This window comes from Brevundimonas sp., from assembly GCF_036400995.1.
Lineage (GTDB): Bacteria > Pseudomonadota > Alphaproteobacteria > Caulobacterales > Caulobacteraceae > Brevundimonas.
The window spans coordinates 16,050-32,383 of sequence record NZ_DASWWG010000076.1 but is presented as its reverse complement, the minus strand read 5'-3'; the positions used below and the strand labels follow the sequence as shown (position 1 = coordinate 32,383).

Here is a 16,334-nt window from a genome sequence, read left to right as displayed (position 1 = left end):
GAGCATTTCGAGCAGGTGTTCCGCGCCAGCTACCTGGCCGGCTACGCCGCCGAGGGCTCGCTGGAGCACCTCGGCTTCGGCACGATGAACGGCCCGGACGGCAAGCCCTTCAAGACCCGGGCCGGTGGCGTGCTGAAGCTGCACGACCTGATCACCATGGCGACCGACAAGGCGCGGGAGCGGCTGCGCGAGGCGAAGCTGGGGGCGAACCTGCCCGAGGTCGAGTTCGACGACATCGCCCGCAAGGTGGCGGTGGCGGCGCTGAAGTTCGCCGACCTGTCGAACAGCCGGACCACCAGCTACATCTTCGACCTCGACCGCTTCATGAGCTTCGAGGGCAAGACCGGGCCATACCTGCTGTACCAGGCGGTGCGGATCAAATCCCTGCTGCGCAAGGCCGAGGACCAGGGCGCGGCGGCGGGACCGGTGACGATCGGCGAGCCGGCCGAGCGCGATCTGGCCCTGACGCTGGACGCCTTCTCCCAGGCCGTGGCCGAGGCCTACGACAAGCGGATGCCGCACCTGATCTCGGAGCACGCCTACCGGCTGGCCCAGTCGTTCTCGAAATTCTACGCGGCCTGCCCGGTGCTGATCGCGCCGGACGCGGAGACCAAGGCCTCGCGTCTGGCCCTGTCGAAGGCGGCGCTGGATCAGCTGGTGATCGCCCTGACCCTGCTGGGAATCGACACGCCGGAGCGGATGTAGGCTAAGCTTCTCCCGCAAGGAGAAGCTCATGTCGCTCGACGCCTACATCGCCGGCCTGCCCAAGGCCGAACTGCATTTGCACATCGAGGGCTCGCTGGAGCCTGAGCTGATGTTCGAACTGGCGCAGCGAAACGGCGTCTCGATCCCGTTCGACAGCGTCGAGGCCGTGCGCGCGGCCTATGACTTCTCGAACCTGCAGGACTTCCTCGACATCTACTACGCCGGGGCCAACGTCCTGCTGACCCGGCAGGATTTCGAGGACCTCGCCTTCGCGTACTTCCAGCGCGCGGCCGCCGACAATGTGCGCCACGCCGAAATCTTCTTCGATCCGCAGACCCACACCGACCGCGGTGTGGAGTTCGGCGTGGTCGTGGAGGGGCTGATCGCGGGCATGGACCGGGCGAAAGCCGAGCTGGGCGTCACCAGCGGCCTGATCCTCAGCTTCCTGCGCCACCTGAGCGAGGACGAGGCCTTCGCTACGCTGGAGATGGCGAAGCCGTATCTGCACCACTTCATCGGCGTTGGACTGGATTCGTCCGAGGTCGGGCATCCGCCGTCCAAATTCCAGCGCGTCTTCGCCGCCGCCCGCGACCTGGGCCTGAAGCTGTGCGCCCATGCCGGGGAAGAAGGCCCGCCCGCCTATGTGCATGAGGCGCTGGACCTGCTGCACATCGACCGCATGGACCACGGCAACCGGTCCATGGAGGACGAGCGCCTGATCCAGCGGCTGGCGAAGGAGCAGATGACCCTGACCGTCTGCCCGCTGTCGAACCTGAAGCTCTGCGTCGTGAAGGACCTGAAGGACCACCCGGTCCCGGAGATGCTGCGCCGGGGGCTGCATGTCACCCTGAACTCGGACGATCCGGCCTATTTCGGCGGCTATGTGAACGCCAACTATGCGAAGCTGGCCGAGGCGGTCGACCTGACCCGCGAGCAGGTGACACAGATCGCGATCAACAGCTTCGAGGGCAGCTTCCTGCCCGAGGCGGACAAGGCGGCGCGGATCGCGGAAGTGAAGGCTTACGGCGCTATCCACGCATGAGCGGCTGGGCCGCCGGACTGGGCTACGCGCTCGTCTTCACCTTGTGTGTGAATGCCGGGGCCTATTTCGGCGCGGGCATCGCCGCCGAGTGGGCCAAGACCGAAGGGCGGGTCCCATCTGATAAGCCGCCGTTCCTGCTGTTCTTTCATGATCCGTTCGCGGCGCGACTCATCGAGCAGGTCTACACCGATCTGCATCGCGACTACGGCAGCCGATTCCTCACGGGTTGCATTCGGATTCTTCGGATCACTCTGCCGCTGACCGTCGTCTTGTTCATCGCCAACGCCATCGCGGTGTTCGTTTAGAGCTCGGCGTAGCTTGACTTGGCCCCGGAGTCGGGGCCTAGGTCCGCTCGCTCTCGCGGGAGAGATCGGGGCCCCTGAAAAGGCTCCGGAGCCGAAGGCGCAACCGCCCCGGAAACGCTCAGGCAAAAGGACCGCGAAAGCGCACGGACGCTGGAAAGCCGCACGAGTTGCGCGCCGACGGAGCAAGGCGGTGAAAGCCGCCGGAATCTCTCAGGCTTCAGGACAGCGGGGGCGCGAGGACGGCGGAGCTTTCCGCTTCAACACGCGACCCCGAGAGTCTGGACCATGACCGATCAAGCCCTGAAGACCACCCCCCTGAACGCCGCCCATCGTGCGCTGGGAGCCCGCATGGTCGGCTTCGGCGGCTATGACATGCCGGTCCAGTACGAAGGCGTTCTGGCCGAGCACCGCTGGACCCGCGAGCACGCCGGCCTGTTCGACGTCTCGCACATGGGCCAGTGCAAAATCACCGGCGAGGACGCCATCGCCCAGTTCGAGCGCTTCGTGCCCGGCGACTATGCGATCCTGAAAGCCGGCAAGCAGAAGTATTCGCTGTTGCTGAACCAGAACGGCGGCATCATCGACGACCTGATGGCCGGCAAGCCCGACCACGACGGCCTGTTCGTCGTCGTCAACGCCGGCAACAAGGATGAGGACTTCGCCTTCTGGGAAGCCAACCTCGAGGGTGACGCGACGCTCACCGTGCTGGACCGCGCCCTGATCGCCATCCAGGGCCCCGAGGCCGCCGAGGTCATGGTCAAACACGACCCGGTCTTCGCCGACTTCGGCTTCATGGACTGCGCCCGCCTGATGATCTTCGGCGTGGACTGCTACGTCTCTCGCTCGGGCTACACCGGCGAGGACGGTTACGAGATTTCGGTCCCGGCGGCCGACGCCGAGCGCATCTGGAACCTGCTGCTGGAAGACGCCCGGGTGAAGCCGATCGGCCTGGGCGCCCGCGACAGCCTGCGTCTGGAAGCCGGCCTGCCGCTGCACGGCCACGACATCGATCCGACCACCAGCCCGGTGGAAGGCGCCCTGACCTTCGCCCTGTCCAAGTCGCGCAAGGAACGCGCCGACTTCAACGGCGCCGAACGGGTGCTGAAGGAACTGGCTGACGGCCCGGCCCGCGTCCGCGTCGGCCTGAGCGTCAAGGAAGGCGCCCCGGCCCGTGAAGGCGCCGAGATCGCCGACGCCGACGGAAACGTCATCGGCAAGGTCACCTCGGGCGGCCCGTCGCCGACCCTCGGTCGCAACATCGCCATGGGCTATGTGCCCCCGGCCTTCGCCGAGCTGGGCACGGACCTGAAGGTCATCGTGCGAGGCAAGGCCGCCGCCGCCGAAGTCATCGCCATGCCGTTCGTGGCGCAACGCTATTACCGCAAACCCAAAGCCTGAGAGATCAGACCATGAAGTTCACCAAGGATCACGAGTGGGTCAGCCTGGACGGTGACATCGCCACCGTCGGCATCTCCAAGCACGCCGCCGACGCCCTGGGCGACGTGGTGTTCGTCGAGACCCCGGAAGCCGGCAAGACCGTCTCGGTCGGCGACAGCTTCGCCGTCGTGGAGTCGGTCAAGGCCGCCTCGGACGTCTATGCCCCGGTCTCGGGCGAAGTGATCGAGGGCAACGCCGCCCTCGCCTCGGCTCCGGAAACCGTCAACGCCGACCCGGAAGGCGAAGGCTGGTTCGCCAAGATCAAGATCGCGGACGCCTCGCAGCTGGACGCCCTGATGGACCAGGCCGCCTACGACGCCTTCCTCGCCCCCCTCTAAGACCCATCGGGCCCTCTGATCAGAAGTCAGAGGGCCTTTGGCCATTCATGGCCCAGGACAAGACCATGCGTTACCTCCCCCTGACGCCCGACGACCGTACGGCGATGCTCGCCGCCATCGGCGCCAAATCCATCGACGACCTGTTCGTGGACGTGCCCGCCGCCGCGCGTCTGGACGGCCCCGTGGACCTGCCCCGCGTGGCGGGCGAACTGGAGGTCGAGCGCGCCCTGTCGGCCATGGCGGCGAAGAACGCCACCGCTGGAACGGTGCCCTTCTTCTGCGGCGCCGGCGCCTACAAGCACCACGTCCCGGCGACCGTGGACCACATCATCCAGCGGTCGGAATTCCTGACCAGCTACACCCCGTATCAGCCGGAAATCGCCCAGGGCACGCTGCAGTACCTGTACGAGTTCCAGACCCAGGTCGCGAACCTGACCGGCATGCCGGTGGCCAACGCCTCGCTCTATGACGGCTCGACCGCCATGGCCGAGGGCGTGCTGATGGCGACCCGCGTGACCCGTCGTAACAAGGCGATCATCTCGGGCGGCGTGCACCCCCACTACGTCAAGGCGACCGAGACCGTGGTCCACGCCGTCGGCGTCGAGACCCAGGCCCTGCCCGCCGCGGTCGACGCCGAAGCCGCCGTGATCGACCAGATCGGTCCGGACACCGCCTGCGTCGTCGTCCAGACCCCGAACGTCTTCGGCACCGCCACCGACGTGACCAAGATCGCCGAGGCCGCCCATGCCGCCGGCGCCCTGCTGATCGTCGTGGTCACCGAGGCCGTGTCGATGGGCCTGCTGAAGTCGCCCGGCGAAATGGGCGCGGACATCGTCGCGGCCGAGGGCCAGTCGATCGGCAACGCCCTGAACTTCGGCGGCCCCTATGTCGGCCTGTTCGCCACGCGCGAGAAGCTGATCCGCCAGATGCCCGGCCGTCTGACCGGCGAGACGGTGGACGCCGACGGCGAGCGCGGCTTCGTCCTGACCCTGTCGACCCGCGAGCAGCACATCCGTCGCGACAAGGCCACGTCGAACATCTGCACCAACTCGGGCCTGTGCACCCTGGCCTTCACCATCCACATGAGCCTGCTGGGCGAGACGGGCCTGCGGAAGCTGGCCCTGCTGAACCACGAGAAGGCCGTGGCGACGCGTGACGCGCTGGCCGCCATCCCGGGCGTGGAAATCCTGACCCCGCGCTTCTTCAACGAGTTCGCGATCCGGCTGCCGAAGCCGGCCGCCGAGGTGGTCGACACCCTCGCCGCCCATCACCTGCTGGCCGGCGTGCCCTACAGCCGTCTGGCCCCGGAAGCCGGCATGGACGACGTCCTGCTGGTCGCCGCCACCGAGACCACCCTGGACACTGACATCACCCTGCTGGCCAAGGCGCTCGGCAAGGTTCTGGCGGCCTGAGCGGAGACAAGACGATGAGCACCATGAACACCGTCGGCCGCCCGACCACGCCGAACGAAGTCGCCACCAAGCCCGCCACCCTGACCGGCGGCCGCGGCCTGCTGCAGAACGAAGCCCTGATCTTCGAGGGCGACGGCTGGGGCAAGACCGGCGTCGATCTGCCGGAGCCCAAGGGCTCGGCCTCGGATCTCGGCGACCTCGTCCGCAAGGACCCGATCGGTCTGCCGGGCCTGAGCGAGCCGGAAGCCATGCGCCACTATGTGCGCCTGTCGCAGAAGAACCACGCCATCGACCTGGCCATCTACCCGCTGGGCTCGTGCACGATGAAGCACAATCCGCGCTTGAACGAGAAGATGGCCCGTCTGCCCGGCTTCTCGGACATCCACCCGCTGCAGCCCATGTCGACCGTCCAGGGCGCGCTGGAGCTGATGGATCAGCTGTCGCACTGGCTGACGACCCTGACCGGCATGCCCGCGGTCGCCTTGTCGCCCAAGGCCGGCGCTCACGGCGAGCTGTGCGGCCTGATGGCCATCCGCGCCGCCCATGAAGCCAAGGGCGAAGGCGACGTGCGCAAGAAGGTCCTGGTTCCGACCAGCGCCCACGGCACCAACCCCGCCACCGCCGCCTTCGTGGGCTATTCGGTGGTCGAGGTCGCCCAGACCGACGACGGCCGCGTGGACGTCGCCGACCTGGCCTCCAAGCTGGGCCCGGACGTCGCCGCCATCATGGTGACCAACCCCAACACCTGCGGCCTGTTCGAGCGCGACATCCTGGAGATCAGCCGCCTGACACACGAGGCGGGCGCCTATTTCTACTGCGACGGCGCCAACTTCAACGCCATCGTCGGGCGGGTGCGCCCGGGCGATCTGGGCGTCGACGCCATGCACATCAACCTGCACAAGACCTTCTCGACGCCGCACGGCGGCGGCGGTCCGGGCGCCGGTCCGGTGGTGCTGTCGGAGGCGCTGGCCCCGTTCGCCCCGGCTCCGTGGGTCGTGCACGACGCTGACGGCTACCGTCTGGTCGAGCGTGAGGAAGACGAGGCCGCCCAGGCCTTCGGCCGCCTGTGCGCCTTCCAGGGCCAGATGGGCATGTACGTCCGCGCCCTCAGCTACATGATGAGCCACGGCTCGGACGGCCTGCGTCAGGTCGCCGAGGACGCGGTGCTGAACGCCAACTACATCAAGGCCCGCCTGTCGGACCTGATGAGCCCGGCCTTCCCCGACGGCCCCTGCATGCACGAGGCCCTGTTCGACGACGAATGGCTGAAGGGCACGGACATCACCACGCTCGACTTCGCCAAGGCGATGATCGACGAGGGCTTCCACCCGATGACCATGTATTTCCCGCTGGTCGTCCACGGCGCCATGCTGATCGAACCGACCGAGACTGAGTCCAAGGCCGAGCTGGATCGCTTCATCGAGGCGATGCGCCTGCTGGCCGAGGCAGCAAAGGCCGGCGATGTGGACCGCTTCAAGGGCGCGCCCTTCCACGCCCCGATGCGTCGTCTGGACGAGACCCGCGCCGCCCGCTCGCCGGTGCTGCGCTGGACCGCTCCGGAAGGCTCGAACCAGGCGGCCTGATCCTGATCCCCTCCCCCGCCCCGGCGGGGGAGGTTTCAGCCCGCGATGCGCCTCAGCGCCGCGAAGGCTTCACGACCGAAGGCCTCCGGCGACCGGCCCGGATGCTTCAGCCACTCGGCGGTCGACAGCTTCAGAATACTGACGGCGGCCCCGGCGACGATCCGGCAGGACACATCGTCCTCCGGCAGCCCCTTCTTCGCCGCCAGCGTCTGGGCCAGCAGGCGTTCGATCCGCTCGTACTTGGCCTGATCCCCCGCCTGTAGGGAGGGCGTCGCGCCGATCAGAACCGTGATCGCCCGCGCCTGCTCCGTCTGATGCCTCTGCGCCAGGTCGAGCAGGGCGTTCTCGACCATGTCCAGCAGAGGCTCGTCAGCCGGCCGCGCGGCCACGGCGTCGGCGATCAGCTGCGGGATTTCGGCCTTGGCCGAGAAGACGATCTCTTCCTTCGATCCGAAATAGTTCAGCAGGGTGCGGCGCGACACGTCCGCCGCCGCCGCGACCTCATCCAGGGTCGTGGCCTCGAACCCCTTGTCGACGAACAGCCGGATGCCCTCGGACTGGATCCGGGCATGGGTCTCCGCGCGTTTGCGCTCACGCAGACCGGGCGTCGGGGAGGAATTGTTATCTTGCACTTCTTGCATATTTGCACCGGATGCAGATATGCAAGCCGGAGCCCTTTGAGGCGACTCTTTTCCGAGACAGGATAACCCCGATGGCGAACTGGACCACAAACGATATTCCCGACCAGACCGGCAAGCTGGCGGTCGTGACCGGCGCGACCGGCGGGCTGGGGCTGGAAACGGCTCTCGCACTGGCCGGGAAGGGCGCCGAGGTGGTGCTGGTGGGGCGCAACCCCGCCAAGGGCGCCACGGCCCTGTCCGCCATCCGCAGCGCCTTCCCCGACGCCCGGCTCCGGTTTGAACAGGTCGACCTGGCCCGCCTGTCGGACGTCGCCGCCTTCGCCGACCGGATGCTGGCCGAGGGCCGTCCCATCGACATCCTGATCAACAACGCCGGCGTCATGGCGCTGGCGAAGCGCCAGACCACGCCCGACGGGCACGAGATGCAGTTCGGCACCAACTACCTGTCCCACTTCGCCCTGACGGCCCGGCTGCTGCCCCTGCTGACCCCGGCGCAGGCCCGGGTGGTTCAACTGGCCAGCATCGCCCACAAGGCCGGGCGGATCCGGCTGGAGGACCTGAACCATCAGCAGGGCTACCGCGCCTGGCCCGTCTACCAGCAGTCCAAGCTGGCCATGCTGATATTCGCCATCGAGCTGCAGCGGCGCAGCGATGCGAACGGCTGGGGCCTGACCAGCGTCGCGGCCCACCCCGGCTATGCGCACACCGACCTGATCGTCAACGGGCCGGGACAGGGCGCGGGCGCCCTGTATCGCGGCGTCATCAGCGTGTTCGAGCGCCTGTTCGGCCACTCCCCCGCGGACGGCGCCCTGCCGACCCTCATGGCCGCCACCCTCCCCGACGTCACGCCCGGCGGCTACTACGGCCCGCAGGGCTGGCAGGACCTGAAGGGCCCGCCCGGACCGGCGCAGGTGCGTCCGCAGGCGCTCGACGCCGACGTCGCGGCCCGGCTCTGGACGGCGTCCGAGCGGCTGACGGGCGTCGCCTTCGGCTGATCGCTCCCGCGAACAGGGCGCCGCACCTGCGAAGCACGTCAAAGTGAACGACGGTCTCCACAGGAGGCGTATGCTTCACGTCGCGTTATCAGAACCGAAAACAGGCGTTGGGAGGCGCTGCTGGTCATGATGTCACGCGTACAAAAGGGTCTGGTCGCGGGTTTTGCGGCCACTGTGGCGGTCTCGATCCTCGAGGCCGTGAACATGGCGGTCGGCCACTGGGCGGTCAGTTTCCCGCAGTTGCTGTCCGTCATGCTCAAGATGCCTGACACCCCGGCCGTCGGCTGGGTCGCCCATATCGCGGTCGGCACGCTGGTCCTCGGGCCGCTGTTCGCCATCCTCTGCCCCCGACTGCCGACGGATACGCCGGAGTCCAAGGGCATCCTGTTCGCCGTGGGCGCCTTCATCCTGATGGGGCTGTTCCTGGCCCCGCTGATGAACGTCGGCATGTTCTTCATGCGCGCGGGCTTCGGCACGCTCGCCTGGATGATCGCCAGCCATGCGATCTTCGGGATCGTGCTCGGCAACGTCTACGGCCGCCTGGTGCGGCGCGAGAAGCTGCATCCCCCGGTCAACGCCGCTCCGGCGCATTGATCAGAAAAGCCCGCCGGTTCGCACCGGCGGGCTTTTTGATCAGTCTCTCTTGTTGTCCGCGGTCAGAAGGCTCCGCCTTCTCGACCCGACGCGGCCTGGCGCTTCGCGCAGGCTATGCGCTCAAGTAGCGAGGAACCGCGTTCCGAGCGATACCGCCTGACAGCTTCAGTTCAGCCGCGAGCCCAGTTGGGCGATGGCGGCGTCCAGCAGCGGATCGGTCTTCTGGCCGGCCACGCGGGCGGTCAGGATCTGCTCTGCGGCCTTGGCGGCCAGATCGGTCGCGGCGGCCTTCACCTCGGCGGTCGCCTGGGCTTCAGCCTGCTCGATGCGGCGCTCGGCAAGGGCCTGACGGCGCACCATGGCCTCTTCCAGCTTGACCTTGGCTTCGGCTTCCAGACGACGGGCGTCGTCCTCGGCGGCCTTCAGCATGGCGGCGGCCTGGGCTTCAGCCTCGGCCTTCTCGGCGCGAATCTGGGCCAGCAGGGCCTCGGCTTCGGCGCGCAGGCGGGCGGCCTCGTCCAGTTCCGCCTGGATCTTGGCGGCCTTGGCGTCCAGCGCCCCGGCGACCAGCTTGGGCACGCCGGCCCAGACCAGGATGCCGAAGAAGATGATCAGGCCGAAGGCGACCCAGAGCTCCGGATTGCCGAAGCTGTACATGTGCGGGTCGAGGAAGTGGGGCATCAGGCGGCTCCCTTGACGGCGGCGGCGACTTCAGCGGCCGTGGGGGCCTTGCCGGTCAGACGCTCGACGATGGCCGAAGCGGTGTCATTGGCGATCGCGCCGACGTTCTGCATGGCGGCGTCGCGGGTCTTGGCGATGGCGGCCTCGGCTTCGGCGATACGGGCGGCCACGGCGGCCTCCTCGGTCGCCTTGCGGGCGGCGGCTTCCTCGGCGATGCGGGTCGCGGCGGCCTGGGCGGTGGCGCGCGAGTCAGCGCGGGCCCGGGCGACGTCGGCCTTGGCGGCCTCGGCCTGTTCGGCGGCCTCGATCTGCACCTGACGGGCGGTCGCGACGGCGCCGGAAATGGTTTCAGCCCGCTCGTCCATCACGCGGCGGATGCGCGGGGCGAAGACCTTGCTGATCAGCAGGTACAGGACGACGAACAGGACCAGCAGGTAGGCGATCTGCCCGAACCAGTGCTGGGTTTCGAACTGCGGCAGGCCGCCGCCTTCGGCGCCGTGGGCCGGAGCCTCGGTCGTCGCGTGAGCGTCGGTGTGCGGGTCGATGTGATCGGGAGCGGCCATGACGTCCGTTCTACGGGGAAATTAGCAGAACAGCGGCGCCCTCCGGTCAGGAGGACGCCGCCGTCGGGTACGCGGGTCTTAGGCGGCGTTCAGGATCAGGATGCCCAGAACGAAGGCCAGGATGCCCAGGGCTTCAGCCAGGGCGGCGCCGACGAACAGGTTGCCGACTTGCGAACCGGCAGCCGACGGGTTGCGCAGGGCGCCGTTCAGGAAGTTGGCGAAGATGTTGCCCACGCCGATGGCCGAACCGATCATGCCGAGGGTGGCCAGGCCGGCGCCGATGTACTTGGCGGCTTCAGCTTCCATGGTGAGTATCCTTAGTTTGAAGTCAGGGTTGAGGTTTAGGACTGGTCCAGAGCCTTAGTGGCCATGGCCCAGGTTGACCACATCGTTGAGATAGATGCTGGCCAGAACGGCGAACACGAAGGCCTGCAGGAAGGCCACGAGGAACTCGAGGGCGGTCAGGGCGACCACCATGGTCATCGACAGGGCGGCGACCGGCAGGCCCCACAGGCCCATGCCCTCGCCCACGAAGGCGCCGGCGCCCAGGGCGACGACGAAGCCGGCGAAGATCTTCAGGGCCACGTGGCCGCCCAGCATGTTGCCGAACAGACGAAGGGCCAGGGTCACCGGACGCAGCAGGAAGGACAGGAACTCGATGGCGCCCACGACCGGGCGCAGCACCAGCGGCGCGGCCGACGGCCAGAACAGGCTGAAGAAGCCGAGGCCGTGCTTGGCGAAGCCGACGACCAGCACCAGGCCGATGGTCAGGACGGCGAAGGTGAGGGTCACGGCCAGCTGCGAGGTGGCGGTGAAGGTCAGGAACATCCCCAGCAGGTTCATGCCCAGGATCAGGGTGAACAGGGTGAAGACGAACGGGAAATACTTGCGGCCTTCATGGCCGATGATCGAGTCGGTGACCCCGTCGATCATGCCGAACAGCTGCTCGCCGGCGCTCTGCAGGCGACCCGGAACGATCTTGGCGTTCGAGGTGACCAGGGCCAGGAAGCCGACCACCAGCAGGAAGGCGATGGTCATGGCGACGTGCGAGTTGGTCACGGCCAGATGCACCGTACCGACGACGGGCAGGGTCACTTCACCGAAGTCCAGACCCGGAAGGGCGTGAATCTCGAACTGTTCGATCGGATCGGCCACGGGCCTATCGCTCCTCGTCCTCATCGTCGAACGGAATGGATTTGGGCTCCACGCCGTCCGCCTTCGCCTGCGCCATCAGCCTGTCGGCCGTACGACGCGCCATGTAAATCGACAAGGCGAAGCCCAGAAGGACCCCGCCGATGACACCCCAGGGCTTGGTCGCGAACAGCCAGTCCACGCCAAAACCCAGCGCCAGACCCACGAAGACGCCGCCGAGCAGGTCGGCGACCACCTTCCAGGCCTGGTTGGCCACCGCCATCCCCGCCATCTCCGAGGAGGTGGGGGGAGCGGTCCGTTCCTCCAGACTGGATGCGCTCTTCGTGAGACGAGCGATCGCCTCTTCGCGCGATTCCGGTGGCAGGGACATGGTGGCCTCAGCGCTCCTTGATCCGCCTGTGGGCGGACGCCGGAGGGGGTCTGAATTCGGCGCGGAACCTATAGGCGGGACCCCCGCAGGTCAAGGCGGCGTGAGATTGCTTTAGATCGTTGAAAATATGCACGTTTGTTTCTCCGCAGAGCAGGCGTGGCGAACGGTCGCTGCGGAACGGCGGGATTCGGGGAAGTGAGACAGTCGGGCAGGGTGTGGGACTCACCTCCCCATCGCCCCTTCAAGGCGATGGGGAGGACAGATCGGCGCCTTCGCCGATCAGGAGGGGGCGGCGCAAGCGTTTGCAGGCGGCCCGCCGACACCGGCGTTCGAGACCTCTCCGGCCCCGACGGAGCCGCCCTCACCTGATCGACGCTGACGCGCCGACCTGTCCTCTCCTTTCGCTTGAGGCGAATGGAGAGGTGAGTGGCGCCCTCCCCGCTCAGCCCGGTTGCTGGCCGCAGCGCAGCCCGGTGTAGAGGCCGTTGAGGTAGTACCAGCGTTGCTCGACGGCGCGGGCGCGGGCTTCGGCGCGTTCCCGTTCCGGCCGGGTCAGGGCGTCGGCGCCCGCGAGCGCCAGACCCGCGCCCGGGATCAGCATGGCGGCGCCGGCGCGCCCAACCCCGACGACGGAATCGAATACGCCGCCGCCCTGAGAACCGCCCATCTGCTGGCTGAGCGCCGCGGCCTCATCCGAGATCTGCCGGCAGCCCAGGGCCGCGTCGCCGGTGCGGAAAATCTGCAGGGTCTCGGGCGCTGCCTGACCGGCGTCAGCCGGCGGGGCCTCCTGCGCGACGGCGGGGCCGCCGATGAGGGCGACGACGAGGGCGGGAACAATGAACTTCATCAACCGGACTCCGAACCACCCACCCGCGTGATCCGGAACGGTCGGCCCGGCGGTCGGTTGCGGCGACGGTCAGGCGCGAACGGCGCGCGAGGCCTCCACGCCCAGGGCCTGCAGCGCCGATGCGGCGATCTGTTCGGCGTTCAGGCCGGCCTGGGCGTACTGCAGCTCGGGCTTGTCCTGGTCCTGGAAGACGTCGGGCAGGTGCAGGGTGCGGATCTTGAGGCCCGCGTCGAGCGCGCCCTTTTCCGCCAGCATCTGCAGCACGAAGCCGCCGAAGCCGCCCATGGCGCCTTCCTCGATGGTGATCAGGCACTCGTGCTCGCGGGCCAGACGCAGGATCAGCTCCTCGTCCAGCGGCTTGGCGAAGCGGGCGTCGGCGACGGTGGCCGAGACCCCGCGCGCGGCCAGCAATTCCGCCGCCTTCAGGGTTTCCTGCAGGCGGGTGCCCAGCGACAGCAAGGCGACGGTCGTGCCCTCGCGGACGACGCGGCCCTTGCCGATCTGCAGCGGCGCGGCCAGCTCCGGAATCTCGACGCCGACGCCGTCGCCGCGCGGATAGCGGAAGGCCGAGGGGCGGTCATCGATCTCGAGGCTGGTGGCGATCATGGCGGCCAGCTCGGCCTCATCCGAGGCGGCCATCAGGACCATGCCCGGCAGGGCGCCCATGAAGCCGATGTCGAAGGAACCGGCATGGGTCGAGCCGTCGGCGCCGACCAGACCGGCGCGGTCCATGGCGAAGCGGACCGGCAGGGACTGGATCGCCACGTCGTGGACGACCTGATCGTAGCCGCGCTGGAGAAAGGTCGAATAGATGGCGCAGACCGGCTTCATCCCGTCGGCGGCGAGACCGGCGGCGAAGGTGACGGCGTGCTGTTCGGCGATGCCGACGTCATAGGTGCGGTTCGGGAAGGCGGCGCCGAACAGGTCCAGACCGGTGCCCGAGGGCATGGCGGCGGTGATAGCGACCACGGTGGGATCGCGCTCGGCCCGCTTGATCAGCTCGGTCCCGAAGACCTTGGTGTAGCTGGGCGCGTTGGACACCGGCTTGGACTGCTTGCCCGAGACGACGTCGAACTTGACCACGGCGTGCAGCTTGTCGGCGCTGCTCTCGGCCGGGGCGTAGCCCTTGCCCTTTTGCGTCACGACGTGGACCAGCACCGGGCGGTCGGTGATGGCCGCCGCGTTCTTCAGGATGGGGACCAGGTTGTCCATGTCGTGCCCGTCGATCGGACCGACGTAGTAGAAGCCCAGCTCCTCGAAGAAGGTGCCGCCGACGACCATGCCGCGGGCGTACTCTTCCGCCTTGCGGGCCGCTTCCTTGAACGGACGCGGCATGTGCTCGACGAACTTCTTGCCGATGTTGCGGACCTGACGATAGGCGCCGCCCGAGACCTGACGGGCCAGATAGGCGCTCATCCCACCGACCGGCGGGGCGATCGACATATCGTTGTCGTTCAGGATCACCATCAGCTGGCCGTTGGTGGCCTCGGCGGCGTTGTTCATGGCCTCATAGGCCATGCCCGCCGAGATGGAGCCGTCGCCGATGACGGCGACCACGCGGTTGCTTTCACCCTTCTGGTCGCGGGCGGCGGCGAAGCCGAGCGCGGCGCTGATCGAGGTCGAGGCGTGGGCCGCGCCGAAGGGGTCGTATTCGCTTTCCGAGCGCTTGGTGAAGCCGGACAGGCCGCCGCCCTGACGCAGGGTGCGGATGCGGTCGCGACGGCCGGTCAGGATCTTGTGCGGATAGCACTGGTGACCGACGTCCCAGATCAGGATGTCCTTCGGCGTCTCGAAGACGTGGTGCAGGGCGACGGTCAGCTCGACCACGCCCAGGCCGGCGCCGAGGTGGCCGCCCGTGGTGGAAACCGCGTCGATGGTCTCGGCCCGGACCTCATCCGCCAGCTGCTTCAGCTGTGGAATGTCGAAGTCCCGCGTGTCGGCGGGGAACTTCACCTGATCGAGAAGGGGGGTGTCGGGCATTTCGGGAGAGAAACCTAAACCTTCAGTCTTCCAACACGCTTTAGCCTGTTTCGCTGCCTGTCGGATCGAAGCGGTCTGAAAAATCGGTGCAGGACCGGTGCAGGGAAGCAGCCCTATCAGGACCGGCGCTGAAGCACAAAGTCCACGCTGGCCTTGAGGATATCCGCGTCAGGGCCGAAGACGTCCAGATGGGCGCGGGCCTGGTCGGCGAGGTGCGCGACCCTGTGCCGCGCCTGATCGACGCCCAGCAGGGTGACGAAATTGGTCTTGCCCTGGGCGGCGTCCTTGCCCGCCGCCTTGCCGAGGATGTCCTCGTCGCCCTCGGCGTCGAGCAGGTCGTCGACGATCTGGTAGGCCAGGCCGATGTCGTGGGCGAAGCTGGTCAGGGCCTGACGGTGGACCTCGCGGGCGCCGGCGATGATCAGCGGGATCTCGAAGGCGAAGGTGAACAGGGCGCCGGTCTTGAGCCGCTGCATGCGGGCCACGCCGCCGAGGTCGTCGCGGACGCCCAGCAGGTCGATCATCTGGCCGCCGGCCATGCCGCGCGCGCCCGACGCCATCGACAGCCGCGCCGCCAGCTCGCAGCGGACGGCGGGATCGTCGTGGGTGTCCTCGTGCAGGATGATGTCGAAGGCTGCGGTCTGCAGGGCGTCGCCCGCGAGGATGGCGGTGGCCTCATCATAGGCGATGTGCACCGTGGGGCGGCCGCGACGCATGTCGTCATTGTCCATGGCCGGCAGGTCGTCGTGGACCAGGCTGTAGGCGTGGACGCACTCCAGGGCGCAGGCGGCGCGCAGGACGGGCCGTTCCTCGATGTCGAACAGGGTCGCGGCCTCGAGGGCGAAGAAGGGCCGCAGCCGCTTGCCCGGCCCCAGCGCCGCATAGCGCATGGCTTCGGTCAGCCGGGATTCCGGGCCCTCGGCGCGGGGCAGAAGTTCATCGAGGGCGACGGTGACCAGATCGGCGATCTCGGCGACCCGGTCGATGACGCCCTGCTCGGGCGAGTTGGCGGCGTGCGGTTTCTGGTGGCTCAAAACAGCCTCCCGCCCACCGGAACCTCGCGGTCGACCCCGACCAGCACGACGGCGCCGTTCTCATCGGGGAAGCCCAGGGTCAGGACCTCGGACATGACCGGGCCGATCTGGCGCGGCGGGAAGTTGACGACGGCGGCGACCTTGCGGCCTTCCAGCTGCTCGAGCGTGTAGTGGACGGTGATCTGGGCCGAGGACTTCTTCACGCCGATCTCCGGGCCGAAGTCGATGATCAGCTTGTAGGCGGGCTTGCGCGCTTCGGGGAACGGCTCGGCCTTCAGGACCTGACCGACCCGGATATCGACCTTCATGAAGTCGTCGAAGCCGATGGTTTCGGCGGCGGCGGACATCAGTCGAACGACGCGGGCTCGGCGCCGCGGGGCTGGCCGTCGGGACCGACGACGATCTTCTCGACGCGCAGCTGGGCCGCCTTCAGCCGGGCCTCGCAATGAGCCTTCAGGCGCGCGCCCTCCTCGTACAGGGCGATCGATTCCTCGAGCGGAGCCTGCCCGGACTCGAGCTTCTGGACGATCTGTTCCAGACGCTGGAGGGCGTCCTCGAAGCTGAGGTCGGCGGAAATGGGGGCGGCGTCGGTCATTTGAGCGCGACCCTAGAGGGGCGAACCCGTCGCCTCAAGCACGCAACGTGCTTATCCCGG

General features: G+C 68.1%; 20 protein-coding genes and 1 riboswitch. Of the genes, 9 read left to right on the top strand and 11 right to left on the bottom strand.

Annotated elements, in window-relative coordinates; translation table 11 throughout:
- From argS to gcvPB, 7 genes are all read left to right on the top strand, one after another.
- Positions 1 to 705: arginine--tRNA ligase (gene argS, locus VGE03_RS11180; RefSeq protein WP_331046550.1), on the top strand; the 705-nt coding region annotated here is incomplete at its 5' end.
- 28 nt (positions 706 to 733) lie between these two features.
- Positions 734 to 1,747 (top strand): adenosine deaminase, encoded by a 1,014-nt coding sequence (locus VGE03_RS11175; protein ID WP_331046549.1) that lies wholly within the window; start codon positions 734 to 736, stop codon positions 1,745 to 1,747.
- Complete coding sequence (locus tag VGE03_RS11170; protein ID WP_331046548.1) at positions 1,744 to 2,052, top strand: hypothetical protein; 309 nt, start codon at positions 1,744 to 1,746, stop codon at positions 2,050 to 2,052. The genes VGE03_RS11175 and VGE03_RS11170 overlap by 4 nt, the downstream gene beginning before the upstream one ends.
- A 46-nt stretch (positions 2,053 to 2,098) precedes the next feature.
- Positions 2,099 to 2,196, top strand: a riboswitch (glycine riboswitch).
- Positions 2,197 to 2,337: 141 nt separating this feature from the next.
- Positions 2,338 to 3,450, top strand: a complete 1,113-nt coding sequence (gene gcvT, locus VGE03_RS11165) for a glycine cleavage system aminomethyltransferase GcvT (protein ID WP_331046547.1) — start codon at positions 2,338 to 2,340, stop codon at positions 3,448 to 3,450.
- Positions 3,451 to 3,461: 11 nt separating this feature from the next.
- Positions 3,462 to 3,827, top strand: a complete 366-nt coding sequence (gcvH, locus tag VGE03_RS11160; protein ID WP_331046546.1) for a glycine cleavage system protein GcvH — start codon at positions 3,462 to 3,464, stop codon at positions 3,825 to 3,827.
- A gap of 65 nt (positions 3,828 to 3,892) precedes the next feature.
- A complete protein-coding gene (gcvPA, locus tag VGE03_RS11155; protein ID WP_331046545.1) occupies positions 3,893 to 5,239 on the top strand; it encodes an aminomethyl-transferring glycine dehydrogenase subunit GcvPA in 1,347 nt (448 codons plus the stop codon).
- Positions 5,240 to 5,253: 14 nt separating this feature from the next.
- Positions 5,254 to 6,822: an aminomethyl-transferring glycine dehydrogenase subunit GcvPB gene (gene gcvPB, locus VGE03_RS11150; RefSeq protein ID WP_331046544.1), complete on the top strand. Its 1,569-nt coding sequence runs from the start codon at positions 5,254 to 5,256 to the stop codon at positions 6,820 to 6,822.
- 35 nt (positions 6,823 to 6,857) lie between these two features.
- Here gcvPB and VGE03_RS11145 read toward each other — a convergent pair whose 3' ends face one another.
- Complete coding sequence (locus VGE03_RS11145; RefSeq protein WP_331046543.1) at positions 6,858 to 7,463, bottom strand: TetR/AcrR family transcriptional regulator; 606 nt, start codon at positions 7,461 to 7,463, stop codon at positions 6,858 to 6,860.
- A 71-nt stretch (positions 7,464 to 7,534) separates the two neighbouring features.
- On the opposite strand from VGE03_RS11145, the gene VGE03_RS11140 reads away from it, so the two are divergent.
- Together VGE03_RS11140 and VGE03_RS11135 are read left to right on the top strand one after the other, a co-directional pair.
- Complete coding sequence (locus tag VGE03_RS11140) at positions 7,535 to 8,458, top strand: SDR family oxidoreductase (RefSeq protein ID WP_331046542.1); 924 nt, start codon at positions 7,535 to 7,537, stop codon at positions 8,456 to 8,458.
- Between the two features lie 129 nt (positions 8,459 to 8,587).
- Positions 8,588 to 9,052: a DUF6789 family protein gene (locus VGE03_RS11135; protein ID WP_331046541.1), complete on the top strand. Its 465-nt coding sequence runs from the start codon at positions 8,588 to 8,590 to the stop codon at positions 9,050 to 9,052.
- Positions 9,053 to 9,217: 165 nt separating this feature from the next.
- Here VGE03_RS11135 and VGE03_RS11130 read toward each other — a convergent pair whose 3' ends face one another.
- The 10 genes from VGE03_RS11130 to VGE03_RS11085 form a co-directional block, all read right to left on the bottom strand.
- A complete protein-coding gene (locus VGE03_RS11130) occupies positions 9,218 to 9,733 on the bottom strand; it encodes a F0F1 ATP synthase subunit B (RefSeq protein WP_331046540.1) in 516 nt (171 codons plus the stop codon).
- Positions 9,733 to 10,296, bottom strand: coding sequence for a hypothetical protein (locus tag VGE03_RS11125; protein WP_331046539.1), 564 nt, complete (start codon positions 10,294 to 10,296; stop codon positions 9,733 to 9,735). The genes VGE03_RS11130 and VGE03_RS11125 overlap by 1 nt, the downstream gene beginning before the upstream one ends.
- 78 nt (positions 10,297 to 10,374) lie before the next feature.
- On the bottom strand, positions 10,375 to 10,602 hold the full coding sequence (locus VGE03_RS11120; RefSeq protein WP_331046538.1) for a F0F1 ATP synthase subunit C: 228 nt from the start codon (positions 10,600 to 10,602) through the stop codon (positions 10,375 to 10,377).
- Between the two features lie 54 nt (positions 10,603 to 10,656).
- Complete coding sequence (locus VGE03_RS11115) at positions 10,657 to 11,451, bottom strand: F0F1 ATP synthase subunit A (protein WP_331046537.1); 795 nt, start codon at positions 11,449 to 11,451, stop codon at positions 10,657 to 10,659.
- A 4-nt stretch (positions 11,452 to 11,455) separates the two neighbouring features.
- Positions 11,456 to 11,818 (bottom strand): AtpZ/AtpI family protein, encoded by a 363-nt coding sequence (locus VGE03_RS11110; RefSeq protein WP_331046536.1) that lies wholly within the window; start codon positions 11,816 to 11,818, stop codon positions 11,456 to 11,458.
- A 442-nt stretch (positions 11,819 to 12,260) separates the two neighbouring features.
- The gene (locus tag VGE03_RS11105; RefSeq protein WP_331046535.1) at positions 12,261 to 12,665 is read right to left on the bottom strand and encodes a hypothetical protein; all 405 of its coding nucleotides are present in this window, start codon (positions 12,663 to 12,665) and stop codon (positions 12,261 to 12,263) included.
- Between the two features lie 69 nt (positions 12,666 to 12,734).
- Complete coding sequence (gene dxs / locus VGE03_RS11100; RefSeq protein ID WP_331046534.1) at positions 12,735 to 14,645, bottom strand: 1-deoxy-D-xylulose-5-phosphate synthase; 1,911 nt, start codon at positions 14,643 to 14,645, stop codon at positions 12,735 to 12,737.
- A 116-nt stretch (positions 14,646 to 14,761) separates the two neighbouring features.
- Positions 14,762 to 15,631, bottom strand: coding sequence for a farnesyl diphosphate synthase (locus tag VGE03_RS11095; protein ID WP_331046552.1), 870 nt, complete (start codon positions 15,629 to 15,631; stop codon positions 14,762 to 14,764).
- 44 nt (positions 15,632 to 15,675) lie between these two features.
- The gene (locus tag VGE03_RS11090; RefSeq protein ID WP_331046533.1) at positions 15,676 to 16,026 is read right to left on the bottom strand and encodes a tRNA-binding protein; all 351 of its coding nucleotides are present in this window, start codon (positions 16,024 to 16,026) and stop codon (positions 15,676 to 15,678) included.
- Positions 16,026 to 16,274, bottom strand: a complete 249-nt coding sequence (locus VGE03_RS11085; protein WP_331046532.1) for an exodeoxyribonuclease VII small subunit — start codon at positions 16,272 to 16,274, stop codon at positions 16,026 to 16,028. The genes VGE03_RS11090 and VGE03_RS11085 overlap by 1 nt, the downstream gene beginning before the upstream one ends.
- Between the last annotated feature and the right edge of the window lie 60 nt (positions 16,275 to 16,334).